Raw genomic sequence first — 20,847 nt, 5'->3', positions numbered from 1 at the left:
ACCATGTACAAATACCTGTTCTACGACTCGATCAGCCTCAACAGGGGCGCGGGCGGCGTGCTGAACGTCTCCGATCTTCTGCTGCGCCGGATGCGCATGTGCAAGGGCGACCATATCCAGCCGATCAGCGAACGGAACCCGCGCATCTACGCCGCCGCGCAGCGCCTGAAATTCAGCCGGTTCCTGCTGGAAATCATGCTCTACAACTATCACAGGCTGCGGGCGCTGGTGTCCGGCGAGACGGTGTTCTCGCTGTTCCCCAACTACTTCCTGCCGTTCACGCTTTTCGGCCGCCATCGCGATTCGATCGTGGTCGTCCACGACCTGCAGTACAAGGCCTACCCCCAGTATTTCAGCCGCACCAAGCGCCTGTGGCTCGACTGGTGCCTGCGGCGCGTGGCGCGCAGCGCGGCCGACGTGGTGTTCATCAGCAGAAGCAGCCAGCAAGATTTCGAACGGTACTTCGGGCGCTGCGAACACCCCACCGTCATCTTCAATCCGGTGGATGCAACGCGCTCGCCCGGCCCGCCAGGCCCGATCAAGCCGGCGCGCGCGGCGACCATCGGCGAGCGCTATCTGATCGCCTCGTACCACTACTATCCGCACAAGAACTTCGACGGCACGCTGAAGCTGTTCGAGCGCATGAAGCGGGAGGGCCTGGTCGACTGGCTGGACGTCACGGGCAACGGTGCGGCGGAAGTGAAGAGAATGGCCGCCCGCATGGGCCCCGCCATCAGCGGCTGCGTGCGCCACAGGGGAATGGTGTCGCGCAAGGAGCTGACGCAGCTGTACTGCGGCGCGGCCGCCTTCATTTCGCTGTCGGCGTTCGAGGGCTTCAACCTCTCCGCCGCCGAGGCGGCCACGCTGGGCGTGCCGCTCCTGCTGTCGGACATTCCGGTGCACAGGGAGCTGTTCGGCGACTACGCCTTCTTGATCGGCGACGGCTCCTGCGACCTCGGCGGGCTGTCACGCTACCTGGCCGAGCACCGGTCCAAGCAGCCGGCCTGGCCGCTTGCCGAAGCCTGCGCGCCGGGGACGGTGGCGAGGCGCTACCTCACGCTCAAGCATGACGCCGTTTCGCTCGCGGGGGCCATGCAATGACCCCGTTTGCAGGCGCTCTTCGGCGGCTTCTCCCGGTGTGGCTGCTGTGCGCGGCCTGCGCGGCATCGGCCGCACCGCCGGCGATGGGTTTCGGCGTGATGGTGCACTACCTGCCCGACAAGCAATCCATCGCCGATGTGGCGCGCTTCGACGCCGAGGCGCTTGCGGCATCGCTCGCGCGCATGCGGGCCTCCTACCTCATCCTGACGCTCGGCCAGAACAACGGCCAGTTCGTCGCGCCCAATGCCGCGCTGGAGTTGTTGTGCCCCGGCAGCATCGAGAACCGCTCGCCGCGCGATCTGCCGATGGAGATCGGCCGCGCCCTGCAGCGCCGCGGCATCGCGCTGGTGCTGTACCTGCCCTTCCGCGCGCCGCAGGGCGACGCCTACCTGATGGATTGCCTGGGCGATGTTTCGGAGCAGAAGCCACCGCCCGCGCGCTTCATCGCCGGTTGGACCGCGGTGATCCGCGAATGGTCGGAGCACTACGGCGCGCTCGCCAAGGGCTGGTGGTTCGACGGCGTCTACAACACCCAGGGCATGTCGGCCGAAGACTGGAACGGGCTCTGCGCCGCCGCGCGCACCGGTGCGCCGAAGCGGTGGCTCGCCTTCAACGCCGGCGAGGGGCCGCAGCGCTTCAACGCCAGGGCCGCGCCGTGCCAGAACCTCATGGCGGGGGAGCTCCTGCAGCCTCCAGCGCCTTCGGTACCTTCCGCCGACTCGGCATCGGGCCTGGCGTTCCATGTGCTCACGCCGCTCGGCGCGTCGTGGGGCCAGACCACTGCACCGCGCTTCACGGCCACCCAGGTGCGCGATTGGATTGCCGGCGCGAAAGCGCGCGGCGGGCTGTTCACGCTCGACCTGCCGCTGGACTCGGACTTCCGCTTTCTGCCCGCGCACGTCGCGCTGGTGCGCAGCGCCACCGCGCCGCGCCCCTGAGCGCCAGTTACTCCCGATTGCCTTCGGACTCACCACCAACGCCATTCGTCCACAACCCATGACCAACGCTCTCGCATTCATCGTGGTGGAAGACCGCCAGAACAAGACCCTGCTGCTGTGCCGCGAGTCCGCGGCCCTGGCGCAGGAACACCTCGTCGTGCTGGCGGGCACCAACGCCGGCCCCGACTACGAACGCCTGTGCAATCACTATGTGCACCTATCGAGCAATTCGCCGGAGTTCGAGAAGATCTGCTTCCGGCGCTATTTCCTGCTGGCCGAGTACCTCAAGGCGCATCCGGAGTGCCGCGAGTTCGTGCTGATCGACAGCGACGTGCTGCTGTTTCGCGGCGTCGGCGCGCACATCCGGCGCGTGGCCGGCAAGGCGGATTTCTCCGGCTCGTACGTGCGCCCCCGCGACGGCTGGGACCCGTGCCAGATATCGCCGCACGTGAGCTACTGGACCGCGATGGGCCTGCAGCGCTTCATCGCGTTTGTGCTCAACACCTACGCCGCGCCCGCCGGCCGCAGAAAGCTGCGCGCCATCGCGGCGCGGTTCGCAGCCCGCGGCGTGCGCGGCGGCGTGTCCGACATGACCCTGCTCCACCTCTGGGCCCAGGCGAGCGGCAATGCAGACCCGATCAACCGCGTCTTCGGCGGACGGATGATCGACCACAACATCAACGGCGGCCACAACCTGCTGCTGAACGAATTCCAGGCGCGGGGCGGCGCCAAGCGCATCGTGTACGTCGACGGCCAGCCCAGCGTGGTGACGCCGTCCGGCGAACTGGTGGGCGTGATGGCTCTGCACTTCCAGGGCAGCGCGAAGATGGCCATGTCGCACGTGCTGCATGGCCGCGTGCACACGGCGGCCGCGCTGACGTACGCGCTGCGGGCGGCGCGCCGCGCCAAGAACTGGGCCTTCGGCCGCGGCCTGCTCGCACAGCGTGCCGCCGGCGTGGGGCCATTCGCGCGCGCCTCGGCGCCGAAATGACGCGCCCGGCACGCAGCAGGCGCACGCCATGAACCTCCTCGACCGCTCCATCACCCTGCCCGGCTTTCGTGCCGTGCAGCTGCGCGGCCTGGGTGCGCTGGCCTCGCGGCTCTATGCCTACCTGTCGGGCTTCCTGGCCGTCTTTCTGATGGCGGCGTATGTCTCGCCCGCCGAGTTCGGCGAGTACTCGATCTACCAGTCGGTGCTGGAGGCGGCGCTGGTGGTGGGAACGCTGGGCAGTCCGCTGTTGTTCTCGCGCGAAGCCGCCAGCGTGCCGCCGGGCGTGCGCCGGGGCGATGTGCTGCGCACGCTGGCCATCGGCATTCCGCTGGCCACCCTGCTGGTCGCATTGATCCTCAAGGTTCAGCACCTGCAGGTGGAGGGCCTGCCTTTTGCGCTGATCGTGTGCACGCTGGCGGTCTTCTCGTTCATCAGCCTGCGCCTTTCCTACAGCCGGGGACTGGGCTACGCGGGGCTGCTCAACCTGGAGACGGGCATCCGCTCGAGCATTCTGGTGCTGGGCATCGCGGCGCTCATCGTGCTCGGGTTCGAGCTGGGGGCTTGGCAGCTGCTGCTCATCAACCTCGTGGCCTTCCTGCTTGTGGGCGCGGCGAGCCTGCGCACCGGCTGGGCCGCCGGTCCGCCGCGCGGCCCGCCCGCGCTGCGTCTCCAGTCGCAGGGCGGCGCTACGGTCTATTCGCTGCTGATGTTCCTGCTTCGCAAGTCCGACCTGCTGGTGGTTGCCTTCTTCATGCCGCTCGGATACGTGGGCGCTTTCAAGGTCGCGTTTCTGCTGGCGGAAGCACCATCGCAGTTCGTGCAGGCGTTTCTCTATACGAAGACGCGCGCCATGCTGGACGCCGAGGCCGGCAAGCTCGATGCGTCGACGCTGCAGCTGGCGAAGCAATCGTTTCTGCTGGGCTGCGTGCTCTTTGCCGCGCTGGCCGCGCTGATCACGGTGGCCGCGCCGCTGCTGAAGGTCGGGCGCGAAGCGCTCGAGATCTTCATCTGCATTGCGCCCTACTTTCTGCTGCGCACCTACACGATCCACCACGAGATGCTGCTGGCGCTCAAGAGCCCCATGGGCACGCTCGGCGGCTGGGCGCTGCTCGAAGTGGTGTTGCGGCTCCTGTCCTACGGCGTGGTCGTGTCGTTGTTTCCCGGCAAGCCGCACTACGTGTTCTTCGTTGCCTTCGTCTCCGATTTTCTTCTCTACGAGGTGCGGATGCGCGCGCTGTTCGGCTTCTATCCGATCGCGCGGCTGGTTCGCGGTTCTTTTGAAAGGTCGTCGTGAAAATCCTGCTCTATTCGATGAACTTCACGCCCGAGCTCGTCGGCATCGGCAAGTACTCGGGCGAGATGGCGCAGTGGCTGCACGCCAAGGGACACGACGTGCGCGTGATTGCGTCGCCGCCCTTCTTTCCGCACTGGGCGCTGTTCGACGGCCATTCGGCCTGGGCCTACCGCAAGACGGACTGGAACGGCGTCACGGTCTGGCGCGCACCGACCTGGGTGCCCGCGCGGCCGCGGGCGCTGGCCCGCATCGCGCACCTCTTCTCGTTCATGGTGTCGAGCATGCCGCTGCTCTTTGCGCAGATCCGCTGGAAGCCGGACCTGGTCTTCGTCGTCGAGCCGCCTCTTTTCTGCGCGCCGGCCGTGCTCTTCTTCTCCCGCATGCTCGGCATCAAGTCGTGGCTGCACATCCAGGACTACGAGGTGGACGCCGCCTTCGGCATGGGGCTGGTGCGCGGCGCCCGGGTGCGGCGCTTCGCACTCTCGATGGAGCGCTGGCTCCTCGGCCGGTTCAACCGGGTCTCGACCATTTCGGCCACCATGCTCGACAAGGCAAGGGACAAGGGCATCGACGGGACCCGGCTGGTGCTGCTGCCCAACTGGGTGGACGTGCGTTCGATCTTCCCGCAACCGGCCACCGCATCGGCCGAGGGCGAAGCCACCAGCGGCTATCGCGCCGAGCTCGGCATTCCGGCGGACGCCGTGGTGGTGCTCTATGCGGGGAGCCTGGGTACAAAGCAGGGCATCGAGCTGCTGGCCGACGCGGCGCACCGCCTGGTCGCCGCGGCGCACATCCATTTCGTCTTGTGCGGCAACGGCCCGAGCCGCGAGCCGCTGAAGACCGCCTGCGCCGACCTGGCCCGGGTTCACTTTCTCGACCTGCAGCCCGCCGAGCGGCTCAACGAACTGCTCGGAATGGCGGACATCCACGTGCTGCCGCAGCGCGCCGACGCTGCGGACCTGGTGATGCCGTCGAAGCTGGCCGGCATGCTCGCGAGCGGCAAGGCCGTGATCGTGACGGCCCATGCGGGCACCGAACTGAGCAACGTGGTGTCCGGCCGCGGCATGGTGGTTGCGCCCGGCGATGCCGCTGCGTTGGCCGACGCCATCGCGCAGCTCGCGCTGTCGCGCCCGCAGCGCGAAGCGATGGGTGCGGCCGCACGCTCGTTTGCCGAAAGCGAACTGGATCGGAACGCCATCCTGCTGCGCCTCGAACGGGAGTTGCTGCGCTGCGTGGCCGACTGACGCCGCCCACCGCCCCGCCTCCTCCGACCTTATCAACCAACTGACCAGGGAATCGTCATGCCAGATAACGTGCCTCACTCTTCCGACCCCCCGGATTCCGCTCGGGCGTCCGAGCGCCGCATGGGTTATCCCGGCGTCTGTCCTCCGGCCGAACCGCTGTGGCCGCATTTCCTGACCGGGCAGGAAGATGCGCCGGTTCGCGTGCTGCTCGTGGACGACGACGAATTCATGCGCCGGGTGATCGCCCAGGAGCTGCTGTCGGACATGCGTATTCAGCTCGAGGCGCAGGCCGGCAGCGTCCGCGACGGCCGCCGCCTGCTGACGACCCACGAGTTCGATGTGCTGATGGTCGACCTGCGGCTCGGCGACGGATCGGGGTTCGAACTCATTCGCGAAGCCCGCAAGCTGCACCGCTACTGCGAGATCATCGTGATCTCCGCGATAGAAGACGACGCCCACGTGATGCACGCCTTCGAGCTCGGCGCCACGGGCTACCTGCTCAAGCACGCCTGGCTCCAGAGCTTCGCCCAAGCCGTGCTGCAGGTGGTCAACGGCGGTGCGGCCATCACGCCCAAGCTGGCGCGCCGGCTGCTGACGCGAATGAACCTGCAACCGGGCGGCGAGCCGCCTCCGGTAGAAACGCCGCAGCGTGAAGTGACGCTGACGACACGCGAGCGGGAAGTTCTTCGCTGCGTGGCACGCGGCTGCGTGTCAAAGGAGATTAGCATGAGGCTCGGGATCTCGGGACAGACGGTCAATGCCCACATCAAGAACATCTACAAGAAGCTTCAGGTGCATTCGCGCGCACAGGCGGTGAGCTTCGCCACCAACACCGGCCAGCTCTGACCGGGCAGTCATCCCTTTCACAAGGACGTTTGCCATGAACACTCCCGCCATCCATCCCGTCGTGCTCTGCGGAGGCAGCGGCACGCGCCTGTGGCCGCTCTCGCGCAAGACGCTGCCCAAGCAGTTCGCGCCGCTGATCGGCGACAAGAGCCTGCTGCAAATGACGCTGGAGCGCCTGTGCAGCCTGAACAGCAACATCACCTGCATTGCATCCGAAGACCACCGCTTCCTGGTGCGGGAGACGGTCGAGAAGGCCGGCGCGACCGGGCGGCAGATTCTCGAGCCCGTGGCGCGCAACACCGCGGCGGCCATGGCGGCCGCGGCGCTGCTGGCCGACAGGAACGACCTGCTGCTGTTCGCGCCGGCCGACCACCACATTCCCGACACGCCTCTTTTCGCCGAGACGGTGCGCCGCGGCGTCGACGCCGCACTGGCCGGGCACATCGTGACCTTCGGCGTGGCGCCCTCCTTCCCCAGCACTGCCTACGGCTACATCGAGGCTGGCGCGGTATCGGCCGACGGCTGCAGCCGGGCCGTCGTGCGCTTCGTGGAAAAGCCGACGGCGGACGTGGCCGAGTCGCTGATCCTGCACGGCGGCTACAGCTGGAACGCGGGCATCTTTCTCCTGCAGGCCGGCACGCTGATCTCGGCGTTGCAGGCCCATGCGCCCGACATCCTGCTGGCGTGCCAGCGCGCGACCACCGCCGTCTCCCGCGACGGCAGCTTCGACCGTCTGGAACGCGAAGCCTTCCAGGCCTGCCGCAGCGACAGCATCGATTACGCGGTGCTCGAAAAGCAGCAGGACATCGCCGTCGTGAAGTTCGACGGCGCCTGGAGCGATGTCGGGAGCTGGAACGCGGTGGGCAAGCTGCATCCGGAGGACGCAACCGGCAACCGCCTGAGCGGCAAGGCCAGCGCGCTGCGTTCGCGCAATACCTTCATCCATGCGCCGTACCGGCCGGTCGTGGCGCTGGGCACCGACGACCTGATCATCGTGGACACGCCCGACGCCGTGCTGGTGGCAAAAGCGGACTGCGCGGAGCAGGTCGGAGAGGTGGTGCGCATGCTCGCGCTTGCGGGCCACGCCGAAGCGACGGAGCATCGGCGCGTGGTCCGGCCCTGGGGGGCCTACGACAAACTCGACTTCGGCGAACGTTTTCAGGTGAAGCGCCTCACCGTCATTCCGGGGGGCAAGCTGTCGCTGCAGATGCACCACCATCGCGCCGAGCACTGGATCGTGGTACGCGGCACGGCCAAGGCCACCTGCGACGGGCAGGTCACCCTGGTGCGGGAGAACGAATCCATCTATCTTCCGTCGGGCGCCATTCACCGGCTGGAAAACCCCGGCAAGACGGTGCTGGAAGTGATCGAGGTGCAAACCGGCAGCTATCTGGGCGAGGACGATATCGTGCGCTTCGATGACACCTACGGCCGCTGCGCGCCCATCAAGACACTGCCTGAAGCAGCGGTTGCGTTGCCCCTCGATGGCGGCGGCAATGGCGGTCTTGCCGGTGAGACCCTGCAGGCGGCGACACGCATCACGTAGCATCCGCCCATGAGCTACACAGTGAACCTGATCGACTTCCCCGATGCACCGGCCGAAGTCATTTCCGCGGCAGAGTCGCGCTTCCGGCGCGAACTCGACAAGTTGCTGGGCGACGGCGTGAAGCCAGCGCTGAAGGCCTTCGAAAACGCCAGCGAGTCGAGCGCGAACGAACTCACCAAGGACGAGATTGCGCTGGCCGCGAGTTGGGCCAAGGCCTACGAAGCCGCCAAGACGGCCGGCTTCCGCGCACTGGGCGAAGCCGACGAAGCGTATTTCGAAGTCCGGCTGGACTGACGGCCGAGGCACGTCACCTGTCGAGGCAGACCTCCATGACGAAGCTCTGGTCTGCCCTGTTGACGGCTGCCGCCCTGCTCTCGGGGTGCGCCGCGCCGCCTGCGGCACCTCCCGCCACCTCGGCTCCGGCCGTCGGTGCGGTGCAATGGCATTACGTGCGTTCGACCTCGTACGAGGCACGCCAGCCGGGCTTGGGCATCAGCCACCGCCATGAAAGCAAGGTGGGCTGGGTCGATGTCTACGTGTACGGCATGAAGCGAAGCAATTGGGCCGCAGGCATCGGCGATCCGGAGTTCGACGAACATTTCAGGGCCGCCGTGGACGAGGTCCGGCTTGCAGGCGCAAGGGGCGTCTATGCCAACGTGGAAGTCGGTCCGGTCAGCGACGAATTGATCGAAGGCCAGGCCTTTCGCCGCGTGAGCTTTCGCGTGCTGCACGCCGCGAGCCAAAAGACCTACGACTCGTTCACTTACCTCACGGGGCGCAATGGCCGGTTGCTGAAATACCGCATGTCGTTCGCCGCCCCTGCCCCGGCCAACCTGGACGCCATCGCCCGCGAGTTCATCGAGCGCAACCTGCGCAGCGGCCCCGACACGCCGAGGGCCGCTCACCCCCTTCTCAGCATTTGAGGCGACGCAAATAGGCTGTACGTTCATACAGTGTTTCCTCTAGAATGACTCGTCTCCCAGAGCAACATTCGAGGCGACACCATGACCACCGCCAGCCCGCCAGCGCCCTCTGCGCGGATTCTGTTTTTTTCGCCGCTGCGGCGCCCGCTACCCCGATCGCATGCAGGCCGAATTTCGACCTGGCCTTTTCGCGTGCGCTCCGACAGGGACCGCGACGACGGCAGCGCGCCTCACGACGGCAACGACATCCGCATGCAGGCGGCGCGCATCATCCGCACGACGGCAGAACAGTGGTGGCCGCCCGCGGAGTGAGAAGGCAGTGGACGAGCGAACACAGGCGTTGGCAGCACGGGCGCTCGTTATCGGGCTGTTCCCCGACGCAGCAGTGCAAGCCGCCATCAAGGCGCATTGCGCCGAATGGTGGTGGCCCAGGGGCCACTACTTTCCGCCCGGACATCGCCTGCATCTCACGTTGCATCGCGTGGAAGATCGCGGCCATGCCATCGAAGAGCTGTTGCGCCATGCACTCGCCGAAGTGCCGATGCGGCCGCTGGAACTCACACTCGACAGCTCATGCACCTGGCGCAACGACATTTCGGTGGTGCAACCGGCCGAGCATGAGGGTCTGCGCGCGCTTCATGACGACATCGTGCGAGCGGTGCGCAACACCGGCCTCGCCAGACCCGCGGCATCCACCGCCGGATGGACGCCGCATATCACCATCGCCAGGCAAACCGAGCGCGCCGCACGGCCCCCGTGCCTGCCGCCGATCCGCTGGAGGGTGCGGGAGTTCAGGCTGATCCGCTCGCACCGCGGCAACTTTTTTTACCACGAGCTGCTGGCGCGCTATCCCATGCAGCGCTAAGCCGCGTCCTCGGCGAGCTCGCCGAGCATGTCCTGCGCATCGTCGTCGAAGCCCGCAATGGGCTGGGCCTTTGCGAGCGCCAGCCACACCCCGAACGGAATGCGGTCGAAGGCGCGATGCACGGCGGCGCGCGCCACCACGAGCCGTTCGCCTTCGAGCACGAGCACGCCGCATTCGGGCGGAATTTCGTCGGGTGACGCAATCGAGCGGCCACGCGCGTCGTTGCCCAGCACGTACCAGCACTCGCCGCCCAGGTCGAGGTAGGCCGCGCGCTTGTCGGGCTTGCGCAGGTCGCCCAGCAGATCGGCGCGGCTCACCTTCACCTCGTGCACGATGGGATGCGCATAGGCCTCGACGCTGGTATTGCGAATCGAGAACACATCGGGTTTCGCGATGCACCAGCGCGGCTTGCCGCCCTCTTCGAGCGGCGGCAGGCGCGCGCGCAAGCCGAGGCCGCGCCAGGCGATGCGGCCGCCGCGCGTCATCTCGCGCGCCACGCGCTCGACCAGTGCCTCGTGCGGTGAGAGCGCCGCGCGGTTGAGGGTGAGCGTGGTGGCAATGCGCGCAATGCCGGCGTCGGTCACGCGCAGGGTCTCGTGGCCCTGCGAAGTGCGCACGCGTTCGAGGAAGCCGCCCGCAAGCAGCTCGACCTCGATGGCATCGCAGCAGGGCCAGCCCGCCGAGCGGTAGATTTCGCGCAGCCGCCGCGCGTGCAGTTTTCCGAAAGGCACTTCACCGGCTTTCTGCAAGGGCGGCGGAGGATCCACCACGGGCGGCGGGAAACCGGGATCGGTGAACGGCGGCTCGACAGGCGGCGGATCGCCTTCGGGCGGCAATCCGGGCGGCGGTGGCGGCGGCATGGGTATCGGCACATCGGGCGCGGGCGGCGGCGGACCGATCGGCGCGGCAACGGCAGGGTCAAGGGCGAGTGCGGGCATGGGAGAAACAGGTTAGCGAAAAGTCGTGGGGCGCGCGAGACATGGAACGATCGGTTGCATTCGATGCCGTCAATGGAAATCGCGGCTGGTGTTGCTCAGCGCCAGACGCCCCATGAGCGGCGTCAGGTCCTTGAAGCCGGTGGCGATCAGGTGCTGCACCTTGCCGCCGGTGTCGTCGTCGCGCTGCCAGGTGCCCTGCACCGCGAGCAGGTGCGACTTGAGAAGCGGCTCGCGCCAAGCCTCGATGACGTGGCTCCAGACGATGACGTTGACGTTGCCGGTCTCGTCCTCGAGCGTGACGAAGATGGTGCCGTTGGCGGTGCCCGGACGCTGCCGCCCCTTGACGATGCCGCAGGCGCGCGCGGTCTGCCCGCTGGGCAGCGAACGCAGCTCTTCGGCGCTCATGAGCTTCATGCGCGCGAGGCGCGGGCGCAGCAGCGCGAGCGGATGGCGCCGCAGCGTGAGGCCGAGCGCGGCGTAGTCGCCCACGATTTCCTCGCCCTCGGGCGCCGCGGGCAGTTGCAGGACCTGCTCATTGATCGGCACGCCCTTGAGCAAGGCCGGCGAGCGCCGCTGCGCCGTGGCGTCCCACACCTGCTGGCGGCGGTGGCCCGAGAGCGACATCAGCGCATCGGCGGCGGCCAGCGCGGCCATGTCCTTGCCGTCGAGTTCGGCGCGCAGCGCGAGGTCTTCGGTGCTGGTGAAAGGCGCTTGCGCACGCGCGTCGAGCAGGCGTTCGGCACCCTCCTTGCTGAGGCTTGAAACACGGTTCAGCCCGAGCCGCACGGCGGGCTGGTTCTCGTTGCCCAGGCGCTCGGCGTAGCGCGCGTCGGTGCCGCTCGGCATGCGCGGCGCATCGGGGCCGCGGGCCTCGAGCGTGGTGTCCATGTCGCTGCACGTGACATCGACCGGCCGCACCTCGACGCCGTGGCGGCGCGCGTCCTGCACCAGCTGCGAAGGGCTGTAGAAGCCCATCGGCTGCGAATCGAGCAGCGCCGCAAGAAAGCAGGCGGGCTCGTAGTTCTTGAGCCAGCTGCTCACGGTGACCAGCAGCGCGAAGCTTGCGGCATGGCTTTCGGGAAAGCCGTAGTCGCCGAACCCGAGGATCTGCTTGAAGATGGCTTCGGCGAACTCGGCTTTGTAGCCGTTGTCGACCATGCCCTGAACGAGCTTGTCGTGGAACTTGTCGAGGCCGCCCTTTCGCTTCCACGCCGCCATCGCGCGCCTCAACTGATCGGCTTCATCGGCGGTGAACTTGGCCGCGATCATCGCGATCTGCATCACCTGCTCCTGGAAGATCGGTATTCCCAGCGTGCGTTCCAGCGCCGGCCGCAGTTCTTCCTTCTCGTAGTGAATCGCCAGGCCCTTGGCCACCCGTTCGCGCTGCTTCAGATACGGATGCACCATGCCGCCCTGAATCGGCCCCGGCCGCACGATCGCGACTTCGATCACCAGGTCTTCGTAGCAGCGCGGTTTCAGCCGCGGCAGCATCGACATCTGCGCCCGGCTCTCGATCTGGAACACGCCGATGGTGTCGGCGTCGCAGATCATGTCGAACACCTTTTCATCGTTGTTCGGAATGTGATGCATCTCCACCACCGATCCGCGCCAGCGGTTCATGTGGTCGAGCCCGCGTCTTATCGCGCTGAGCATGCCGAGCGCGAGCACGTCGACCTTGAGCATGCCCATGGCCTCGAGGTCGTCCTTTTCCCACTGGATGACGGAGCGGTCTTTCATCGACGCCTTTTCGACCGGCACCAGCCGCGTGAGCCTGGTGTGCGTGAGCACGAAGCCGCCGACGTGCTGGCTCAGGTGGCGCGGAAAGCCCTTGAGCCGCTGCGTCATCTCGATCCATTGCACCAGCTTGAGTTCGTCTTCCTGCACGCCGACGCGCGCCGCGGCCTGCCGCAGTTGCTCCCCCAGCACGGTGTCGTCGAACCAGTAGTGGTCCTTGGCGAATTCGTCGATCAGCCGCTCGTCGATGCCCATGGCCTTGCCCACGTCGCGCAAGGCGCTGCGGGAGCGATAGCAGATGACGACGGCCGCAATGGCGGCGCGTTCCCGGCCGTATTTCTCGTAGATGTACTGGATGACTTCTTCGCGCCGCTGGTGCTCGAAGTCGACGTCGATGTCGGGCGGTTCGTTGCGATGCCGGCTCAGGAAGCGCTCGAACAGCAGGTGGCTTTTTTCGGGATTGACCGCGGTAATGCCGAGGCAGTAGCAGACGACCGAATTGGCCGAGGAGCCGCGCCCCTGGCAAAGGATGTGCTGCGAGCGCGCAAACCGCACGATGTCTTCCACCGTGAGGAAGAACATCTCGTACTTCATCTCGACGATCAGCGCGAGCTCCTTCTCGACCTGCTCGCGCACTTTGTTCGGAATACCCTCGGGAAAGCGCACCGCCGCGCCCTCCCAGGTCTTGCGCATCAGCGTCTGCACGGGCGTCTCATGGGTTCCCACGGTTTCGAGTGGATATTTGTAGGTTTCCCGGATCACCTCCGGATCGAACCGGCATCGCCCGGCCACCACCAGCGTGTTCGACAGCATCTCGGACAGATAGAGCTCGGCCAGCCGCACCCGCTGCCGCAGATGCCGCTCGGCATTCGGCTGCAGCGCAAAGCCGCACTCGGCCACGGTCTTGCCTTCGCGCACGGCCGTGAGCACGTCGTGCAGCGGCTTGGCCGAGCGCGCATGCATGTGCACGTCGCCGGCCGCCACGAGCGGCACGCCCGTCTGCTCGCCCGCCTGCATCAGCGTGACGAACCACAGGTCGTCGTCGAGCTCGTTGAGCATCTCGACTGCCAGCCACAGGTTCTCTCTGTAGAGCGCCTTGGCGGCCAGCAGGTCTTCGTGCAGCGTGGCGATGTCCATGGCACCACCCGGTGCGCGATGCGGCACGAAAAGGACCTGGCAGTGCTGCAGCGAAGCCACGTCGCTCTCGTCCCAGCTCACGCGGTATTCGCCCTTGGGCAGCTCGGTGTTGCGCGCGGCGGTGATGAACTCGCAGAGGTTGCCCCAGCCCTCGGTGTCGTTGGCAATCACCACGAGCCTGAAGCGCTCGAAACGGAACTCGCTGCCGAACAGCAGCCGGAAACCGGGGTTGCGCGGAATCGGCGGCTCGTCGGGATGATCGCGCTTGTATTCCTCCAATTTGGCCGGCAGCTCGCGCAGGCAGACATGCGCGCGCACGATGCCGGCCACCGAGCATTCGTCGGTGATGGCCAGCGCCGCGTAGCCAAGCTGGTAGGCGCGCTCGACCATTTGCTCGGGCGTCGAGGCGCCGCGCTGGAAGCTGAAGTTGGTGAGGCAGTGCAGCTCGGCATAGTCGGGCAGCGCAGGGACCGGCTTCCTGCGCAAAGGCAAGGGCAGCGCATGCACCTTGGCCGAATTGCGGCCGCGCAGCTGTTTTTCGCTCAGGTCAGGCATAGAACCCCTGCAGGTACCAGCGCACTTCGCCCGGAGAAAACCGCGCCGAGGGCCGCTCGCGAAAGATCCACACCAGCCCGGCTTCGGGGCTTTCTGCCACGTAGTAGTCGCGCATGGCGGGTTGGCCGCCATCTTCTTCACCGCCCCACCAGCCGGCCTCGACGCGCTGCGGCCCGATCAGCTTGCTGAGCGGGCCGCGGTAGCACGGGCGCTCGCCGTCCATCTCGAGCCGCAGGGGTTCGGGCAGCAACCACGGCGGGTAGATGGCATCGGGCTGCGAGGCCGCGGCCTTCGCTTCCTTGCGGGTCTTGGTGTCCGGCAGCGCCTTGTCTTTCTGCAGCGCGGGTTGCCAGGCTTGCTTGCGCTCGGGGCGGTGATCGGCCTGCGCGGCCGGCACGACCACCTGCTGCGGTCCGAGCCGCACGCTGAGCCGCTCCACCATTTCATGCAGCTTGTCGCCCTTGCGGTTGTCTTCGGGCAGGAAGCTGGTGCTGGCGCCGGCCCACGGATCGGTTTCGAGCGTGCGCAGCCGGAGCCAGCTCGCGGGCGCCGCAAGCGTGGTGAGTGCCAGTTTCTCGGACAGCAGGCGGCGCAGGTGCGCCATGTCCTGCGTGGGTTCGGCCGTGCGCACGGTGACCTGCTGGTGCGGCGGCAGGTTCACGCCGTTGAAGCGCTTGAGGTCGAGCGTCCATTGCAGCTCGAGCGCACGCGCGCCGCGCTGGCGGGCACGCAGCCAGAACTGCAGCGCCGTGAGCAGCCGGTTGGCCGACCACATCAGCTCGGGCGCGGTCTCGGCCAGGGCGGGCAGCTCCAGCTTCTGCTCGAACACGTCGGGCAGCGTAAGCCAGCTGTGGCTTTCGGGCCGCAGGCCCCAGGCGGCGTCGAGCGCTTCGCGCAACGCCGCGCCGAATCGCCGCGTGAGGCCACCGCGCGGCAGGGCCGCCACCTCGCCCCAGGTGCGGCAGCCGAGCCGCGCAAGCAGGTCGAGGTGCTCGCGCGCGGCGCTCAGCGTATCCAGCGGCAGGCCGGCGGGAATGTCCTTGGGCCGACCTTCGTTGCGCTCGAACAGGCGCAGCCGGGCCAGCGCGATCAGGCTCGTGGCGCCCTGCGCGCCGCGCATCACGGCGCCGGGCGCGGGGTTTTCGTGGGCCAGCTGCCGCATCAGCGACGAGCGCCCGCCCCACAGGCGCTCGCAGGCCGAGACCTCGAGCATCAGCGCCTCGTCCTGCCAGGCAACGTGCGGCGTGTATTGCAGCGCCCACCAGCCCAGCGCTTCGGTCGTGGGCAAGGTTTGCGTTTCAGGCGCGTCGGCTTCAAGCGACCACCGCAATGCGATCCAGTGCATTGGGGCCTCCTTTCCATGCGTCGATGCGCACCACCGTGGCCGACGTTGCCGCTTCGCCGGCCGGCGCCGTGCCTTGCTGCTGCAAACGCAGTTTGCGGCGCAGCCGGGCAGCCGCCAACAATGCGGCCATGCGCTCGTTGCGCGCCGGCAGCATCACCGGCGCGGCCAGCGGCGGGCCGCGGCGCTTGAGGATGCGCAGTTCGATCTGCGAGCTGTCGGTCTCGCAACTTTCCACCTGGAGCCGAAGCCGCGCCGGCGATGCACCGTGCGCGGCCGACTCGGGCCGGCACACGAAGAGCAGCACGTCGTGCTGGGCGGCCGCCAACTGCAGCCGCCGCAGTTCACCGACCCGGGCCTGGGGCAGCCAGGCGAGCACCGCAGACACGTCGGCGCAGCGCAGCGCCTGCTCGCAGGCCCACAGCCGCGCGGCCGATGCTTCGCTTCGGACCCACATCAGCGCCTCCACCGGCAGGCCCTGCGCCGCGAGCGACGGCCCGCAGGGTTCGTAAGGCGCGCCGATCAACACCACCGGCCCCCCGCGCGTCTGGACTGCTTGCGCCAAGGCAGGCAGCAGCAGCCGCCAGACGTGGGCTTCTGGCGCGGTTTGCAGCAACTCCGTCATGGCGCCCACAGGCCAGCCGCCGCCCGGCAATTCGGCGTCGAGCGCGGCGTGGCCGGTGGCGACGACCTGTGCATCGGCCAGGCCGAGCTCATCGGCGTGCCAGACGCCACGGCCTGCGGCAGCGGAAAAGGAGTCAAGGAAAGGGAGGCCCATGATGCAATCGTTAACTGTATTTTTATACAGTATTTCATGAGCCGCAACTCAAATAGCGATTTACCCGAAGAGGGGGGCGGCGCCTTGGCGTCTAAGATCAATCATTAACAATTTGTGACCATGAAATACACAAAGATTCACTTGCTGGCTTCGGCCTTGGCTGCTTTCGTCCTGGGACTTTCGCCGGCCGCACAGGCGCAAACCAAGCCCATCCTGATCGGCCAGACCTACGTGCAGACCGGGCCGCTCGCCTCTCTCTCGCCCGAGCCGCTGATCGGCATTCGTGCCTTCTTCACCACACTGAATGCCGGCGGTGGCGTCAACGGTCGGCCGGTCGAACTGCGCCAGCTCGACGACGCTTTCGACCCCGCCAAAGGCGCCGAGAACGTCAAGACCTTCGTGAAAGAGGGGGCCGTCGGCATCCTGATGCCCATCGGCACGTCGTCGTCGGTCGGCGCGCTGAAGGCCGCCAACGAGCTCAAGATTCCCGTCGTCGGCCCCTACACGGGCGCGGCCCCGGTGGTGAAGGCCTCCGAGTACGGCTTTCCGGTGCGCATCAGCTACGACGAGGAATACAACCGCATCGTGAACCACCTGTTCACCATCGGCCTGTCCCGCATCGGCTTTGCGCACAACGACAACCCCGGCGCACGCTCGGCGCTGGAAAGCACGCAGAAGTTCATTGCCGAGCGCGGCGAAAAAATGGTGGGCAGCGTGGCGATCAAGAACGACGGCTCCGACGCCGCCGAACGCGCCGTGGAGTTGGCCAAGCTCAAGCCCAAGGCGGTGGTGTTGTCGGCCACCAACGAGGTAGCGGCAAAGTTCATCTCGGCCTACCGCGCGGCTGGCGGCGAGACGGCGTTCTATTCGTTCTCGCTGCTGAACGGTCAAAAGCTGTTCCAGGACATCAAGAAGGACGCGGCCGGCGTGGTCATCTCGCAGGTCGTGCCCTATCCATGGAACAGCGCGATGCCGGTGATTGCCGAGTACCAGGCGGCCATGAAGAAAATCGGCGCGACCGAATTCAGCTACGCAAGCCTCGAGGGCTATGTGGCGGCCAAGATCATGATCGAAGGGCTGAAGCGTGCGGGCGCGAACCCGACGGCCGATTCGCTGCACAAGGGCCTCGAGTCGTTCAAGACGCTGGACATCGGCGGCATCGCGGTGTCTTACCGGCCGGGCGAGCACCGCGGGCTGACCTTCTCCGAACTGTCGATGCTGAAGGCTGACGGGCGCTATCTGCGCTGAGGGTTGTCTATACGTGGTAAGGGGGAATTCATTCAGCGTGCGTGCAAAGGCCACGGGGTACTCCCCTCCGCGAATGTCCCCCGTCGGCGAGAGCGCGCCACGAATCAAGCCCAGAACGATGCACGTGACCCACGTGGATCGTGGACAAGCCCAAGGCCTTTCGTTCTAAGCCCTCCTTGGCGCAGAATTTCGCTGGTGACGACTCCACCCACGAACGCACCACAGCGCCCCGCCCTCACCCGCGCCCAGCTGCTCAGGCTCGGCGCTGCTCTCTGCGCCGGTGCCGCGCTCCCCTCCTTCGCACAGCAACAAGGCAGGCCTGCGATGACCATGAACACCCGCCCCATTCCTTCCACCCAAGAGGCCTTGCCGGTTGTCGGCTGCGGCACCTGGATCGGGTTCGACCAGCGCCCCGGCACGGACGAATACAAGCGCTTGCCCGGCGTGCTCGAAGCTCTTTTTGCCGCCGGCGGTACGGTGATCGACAGTTCGCCGATGTACGGCCGCTCCGAGGAAACCACCGGCGAACTGCTGGCCGCTGCATCGAAGCGGCGCGAGAACAAGGCCTTTCTCGCGACCAAGGTCTGGACCTCGGGCCGCGAGGCCGGCATTGCACAGATGGAACAGTCGTTCGCGCGGCTTCGCACCCAGCGCATGGACCTGATGCAGGTGCACAACCTGGCCGACTGGAAAACGCATCTCGCCACGCTGCGCGGCTGGAAAGAGCAAGGCCGCGTGCGCTACATCGGCATCACGCACTACACCGCCTCGGCCTACGACGAGGTCGAGGCCGTGCTGCGCGCCGAGAAGCTCGACTTCCTGCAGATCAACTACTCGATCGACGCGCGCGACGCCGAGCAGCGCCTGCTGCCGCTCGCAGCCGAACGCGGCGTGGCGGTGATCGTCAACATGCCCTTCGGCGGCGGCGGCCTGCTGCGCCGACTGCGCGACAGGCCGCTGCCCGCGTGGGCGTCCGAGATCGGCTGCACGAGCTGGGCGCAGGTACTGCTGAAGTTCGTTCTGAGCCACCCCGCCGTGACCTGCACCATTCCCGGCACCAGCCGCGCCGAGCACATGGCCGACAACGCCGCGGCCGGCGCGGGTACGGTTCCGGATGCGGCGTTCTGGCGCGGCAAAGCGGACTCGATCGGGCGCTGAACGCACCTCCTCCGGCTACTCGAACTTCACGTTGTGCTGCCGCACCGTGGCACCGAAGGCGTCGTACTGCGCACGGAAGAATTCAGCGAACTTGGCCGGGCTCATGCCATAGCCCTCGAAGCCCTGCTGCACCAGCTGCGCATGCACTTCCGGTCGCTTCAGCGTGTTCTGCAGTTCCTGCGACAGCTTCTCCGATATCTCCTTCGGCAACCCCGGCGGCCCGAAGAAGCCGGCCCACGGCGTGATGGTCAACTTGCCCAACCCCAGCTCGCCGCCTGTCGGCACGTCGGGGAGCAAGGCGCTGCGCTGCGGCAGCAGCGTAACCAGCGCGCGAATGCGACCTTCCTTCACGAAGCTCGGCGCCAGCGTGCCGGTGGTGAACATCATGTGGATCTGGCCGCCCAGCAGGTCGGTCATGGCTTGCATGTCGCCCTTGTAGCGCGCGTTGACCACCTTGCGCTCGCCCAGCAGCTGCAGCATCGCGAGCTCCGACGCGCTGTTGCTCGACGCCGAGTTGTAGGCGCCGGGCTTGGCCGCCACCATCGCCAGCAGTTCGTTAACGTTCTTCACCGGCAAGCTCGAAGGCACCACGAGGAACATCGAGAACTGCCCCGCCGAACTGATCGGCGCGAAGGCCTTGAACGGGTCGTAGGGCGAGGTCGGCCGCAGCGTGGGCGCGGCCACCATCGCGGTGTTGGTGCCCATCAGCAGCGTGTAGCCATCGGGCTTGGCAGACGACGTGGCCTGCGCCGCCAGCACGCCGTCGGCGCCGGGGCGGTTCTCCACGATCACCTGCTGGCCGAGCTGCTTCGAGAGCCCCTCGGCAATGATGCGCGTGAGCGCATCGGCGCCGCCGCCAGGCGCAAAGCCGACGATCAGGCGCAGCGGCTTGTCCGGATAGCGCTCGGCGCTCCAGGCCGCCGCGCCAGGCAGCATAGCGAGCGTGCCGCCGGCCGCGAGGGCCGCCAGGGTGAGGTTTCTGCGTCGCATTTTTTGCTCCTTGTTCAGAAGAGATGCCGCACGCCGAGCTCCCAGCCCGACGAGCGGCGGCCGCCGGCCGGTGCCACGCCGCCGCTCACGACATAGCGCGCCTGGCCGCTGTTCATGAGCCGCGCGTAGGTGCCGTAGAGCGCGGTGCGCTTCGAGAGGTTGTGCACATAGCCGACACCGAACTGCCTCGCATCGTCGCGGTTGCGCGGCATGCCGTTGGCATTGCGCAGGCTCTCGTCGCTGCGGTCGTCGAGGTAGGCGTAGCTCACGCGGATGCGGCCCACCTCGAAGGCCGGAATGTGCGCGCCGATCTCGGCGGTGTTCTTGCGCACCGTGCCGGCCGCGAGCTTCACGGTCACCTTGTTGTAGAGCGCGAAGAACTTCGCAAAGCCCGCGTCCCAGGTGCCGCCGATGTTGGCGTGCGTGTAGTTGCCGATGGTGGCGGTGGCGTCGTAGTGAGTGCGCGTCACGGCCGCGGCGATGTCGAACGCGCCCGAGGCAAAGCCGAAGCGCGCGCCGGCGAAGTTGCCGTCGTCGCGGTTGGGCGCGGTGGAATCGTTCTCGCCCGTGCCGATCATCGCCATGCCGTAGAAGCCGCCGAGCGTGGGCGGCAGCCAGTAGCTCACCGTGTTGCTGCCCGTGATGCCGGTGGGCAGCGGCCCGGTGCCCGCGCCCGCGAACGTGAGGTTGCCCGCGCGCGCCACGCCATTGGCGTTGAAGGGATCGAAGTAGATGCTGTTGTAGTGCGTGGGAATGAAGTCGCGGCCCAGGCGCAGTTCGCCGACCTTGTCGTGCGACAGGCTCACGAAAGACATGCGGTCGAAGGTGATCGGCCCCGCGGTGCCCGCGCCGCTCGTCTGGTTGTTGCTGTTGCTCGCGCGGCCGGTGCCGGTGTCGGGGTTCAGGCTGCCTTCGAGCCAGAAGCCCGCGCGCAGGCCGCCGCCCAGGTCTTCGGTGCCGCGGAATCCGAGCCGGCTGGTCGAGAGGCCGCCATTCGACAGCGCCTTGACCGAGCCGCCGCCTTCGCCTTTGGTGTACTGGACCCCGAGGTCCATCACGCCGAACACGGTGACGGTGGATTGCGCGTGCGCCGCGCCGCTGCTTGCCCATCCCAGTGACGCCAGCGCCGACCACATCAAGATCTTCTTCATGGTTTCGTTGTCTCCTGCTTCTTCTCTTGGTTTGAAAAAAACTCGCGCAGGGCTGCGCCACCGGGCGC

19 protein-coding genes are annotated in these 20,847 nt (G+C 67.3%); 13 read left to right on the top strand and 6 right to left on the bottom strand.

The window, feature by feature from the left end:
- Positions 1-3 precede the first annotated feature (3 nt).
- The 11 genes from QFZ42_RS07405 (at position 4) to QFZ42_RS07355 (ending at position 9,748) form a co-directional block, all read left to right on the top strand.
- Positions 4-1,101: a glycosyltransferase gene (locus QFZ42_RS07405; RefSeq protein ID WP_307700345.1), complete on the top strand. Its 1,098-nt coding sequence runs from the start codon at positions 4-6 to the stop codon at positions 1,099-1,101.
- Positions 1,098-2,039, top strand: a complete 942-nt coding sequence (locus tag QFZ42_RS07400) for a hypothetical protein (RefSeq protein WP_307700344.1) — start codon at positions 1,098-1,100, stop codon at positions 2,037-2,039. Before QFZ42_RS07405 ends, QFZ42_RS07400 begins: the two co-directional genes overlap by 4 nt.
- Positions 2,040-2,097: 58 nt before the next feature.
- The gene (locus QFZ42_RS07395; protein WP_307700343.1) at positions 2,098-3,030 is read left to right on the top strand and encodes a hypothetical protein; all 933 of its coding nucleotides are present in this window, start codon (positions 2,098-2,100) and stop codon (positions 3,028-3,030) included.
- A 28-nt stretch (positions 3,031-3,058) separates the two neighbouring features.
- The gene (locus QFZ42_RS07390) at positions 3,059-4,324 is read left to right on the top strand and encodes a polysaccharide biosynthesis protein (protein WP_307700342.1); all 1,266 of its coding nucleotides are present in this window, start codon (positions 3,059-3,061) and stop codon (positions 4,322-4,324) included.
- Entirely contained in the window at positions 4,321-5,568 is a 1,248-nt protein-coding gene (locus QFZ42_RS07385) for a glycosyltransferase WbuB (RefSeq protein WP_307700341.1), read from the top strand. The genes QFZ42_RS07390 and QFZ42_RS07385 overlap by 4 nt, the downstream gene beginning before the upstream one ends.
- Before the next feature lie 120 nt (positions 5,569-5,688).
- Complete coding sequence (locus tag QFZ42_RS07380; protein WP_307700340.1) at positions 5,689-6,414, top strand: LuxR C-terminal-related transcriptional regulator; 726 nt, start codon at positions 5,689-5,691, stop codon at positions 6,412-6,414.
- Positions 6,415-6,448: 34 nt separating this feature from the next.
- Positions 6,449-7,960, top strand: coding sequence for a mannose-1-phosphate guanylyltransferase/mannose-6-phosphate isomerase (locus QFZ42_RS07375; protein ID WP_307700339.1), 1,512 nt, complete (start codon positions 6,449-6,451; stop codon positions 7,958-7,960).
- 9 nt (positions 7,961-7,969) lie between these two features.
- Positions 7,970-8,254 (top strand): hypothetical protein, encoded by a 285-nt coding sequence (locus QFZ42_RS07370; protein WP_307700338.1) that lies wholly within the window; start codon positions 7,970-7,972, stop codon positions 8,252-8,254.
- 35 nt (positions 8,255-8,289) lie between these two features.
- A complete protein-coding gene (locus tag QFZ42_RS07365) occupies positions 8,290-8,883 on the top strand; it encodes a hypothetical protein (protein WP_307700337.1) in 594 nt (197 codons plus the stop codon).
- An 81-nt stretch (positions 8,884-8,964) separates the two neighbouring features.
- Positions 8,965-9,195 carry a hypothetical protein gene (locus QFZ42_RS07360; protein WP_307700336.1) on the top strand — a complete coding sequence of 77 codons (231 nt, stop codon included), beginning with the start codon at positions 8,965-8,967 and terminating at the stop codon, positions 9,193-9,195.
- 7 nt (positions 9,196-9,202) lie between these two features.
- Positions 9,203-9,748, top strand: coding sequence for a 2'-5' RNA ligase family protein (locus tag QFZ42_RS07355; protein WP_307700335.1), 546 nt, complete (start codon positions 9,203-9,205; stop codon positions 9,746-9,748).
- Here the strand turns inward: QFZ42_RS07355 and QFZ42_RS07350 are convergent.
- The 4 genes from QFZ42_RS07350 to imuA all read right to left on the bottom strand — a co-directional run bounded on the left by QFZ42_RS07350 (position 9,745) and on the right by imuA (position 16,232).
- On the bottom strand, positions 9,745-10,686 hold the full coding sequence (locus QFZ42_RS07350; RefSeq protein WP_307700334.1) for a hypothetical protein: 942 nt from the start codon (positions 10,684-10,686) through the stop codon (positions 9,745-9,747). The two genes, QFZ42_RS07355 and QFZ42_RS07350, sit on opposite strands and share 4 nt — an antisense overlap.
- 69 nt (positions 10,687-10,755) lie before the next feature.
- Positions 10,756-14,112: an error-prone DNA polymerase gene (locus tag QFZ42_RS07345; protein ID WP_307700333.1), complete on the bottom strand. Its 3,357-nt coding sequence runs from the start codon at positions 14,110-14,112 to the stop codon at positions 10,756-10,758.
- Positions 14,105-15,457 (bottom strand): Y-family DNA polymerase, encoded by a 1,353-nt coding sequence (locus tag QFZ42_RS07340; protein ID WP_307700332.1) that lies wholly within the window; start codon positions 15,455-15,457, stop codon positions 14,105-14,107. The genes QFZ42_RS07345 and QFZ42_RS07340 overlap by 8 nt, the downstream gene beginning before the upstream one ends.
- Positions 15,426-16,232, bottom strand: coding sequence for a translesion DNA synthesis-associated protein ImuA (gene imuA, locus QFZ42_RS07335; protein ID WP_307700331.1), 807 nt, complete (start codon positions 16,230-16,232; stop codon positions 15,426-15,428). The genes QFZ42_RS07340 and imuA overlap by 32 nt, the downstream gene beginning before the upstream one ends.
- A 120-nt stretch (positions 16,233-16,352) precedes the next feature.
- Between imuA and QFZ42_RS07330 the strand changes: the two genes are divergently transcribed.
- Positions 16,353-17,480 carry an ABC transporter substrate-binding protein gene (locus tag QFZ42_RS07330; protein WP_307700330.1) on the top strand — a complete coding sequence of 376 codons (1,128 nt, stop codon included), beginning with the start codon at positions 16,353-16,355 and terminating at the stop codon, positions 17,478-17,480.
- A gap of 324 nt (positions 17,481-17,804) precedes the next feature.
- Positions 17,805-18,638 carry an aldo/keto reductase gene (locus tag QFZ42_RS07325; protein WP_373423316.1) on the top strand — a complete coding sequence of 278 codons (834 nt, stop codon included), beginning with the start codon at positions 17,805-17,807 and terminating at the stop codon, positions 18,636-18,638.
- Positions 18,639-18,653: 15 nt separating this feature from the next.
- Here the strand turns inward: QFZ42_RS07325 and QFZ42_RS07320 are convergent, their stop codons facing one another.
- Both QFZ42_RS07320 and QFZ42_RS07315 read right to left on the bottom strand, forming a co-directional pair.
- Positions 18,654-19,628 carry a Bug family tripartite tricarboxylate transporter substrate binding protein gene (locus QFZ42_RS07320; protein WP_307700329.1) on the bottom strand — a complete coding sequence of 325 codons (975 nt, stop codon included), beginning with the start codon at positions 19,626-19,628 and terminating at the stop codon, positions 18,654-18,656.
- A 14-nt stretch (positions 19,629-19,642) separates the two neighbouring features.
- Positions 19,643-20,779, bottom strand: coding sequence for a porin (locus QFZ42_RS07315; RefSeq protein ID WP_307700328.1), 1,137 nt, complete (start codon positions 20,777-20,779; stop codon positions 19,643-19,645).
- Between the last annotated feature and the right edge of the window lie 68 nt (positions 20,780-20,847).

Source organism: Variovorax paradoxus (assembly GCF_030815855.1).
GTDB lineage: Bacteria > Pseudomonadota > Gammaproteobacteria > Burkholderiales > Burkholderiaceae_C > Variovorax > Variovorax paradoxus_M.
The sequence above is the reverse complement of the archived record's forward strand: the minus strand, read 5'-3'. Positions and strand labels throughout refer to the sequence as shown.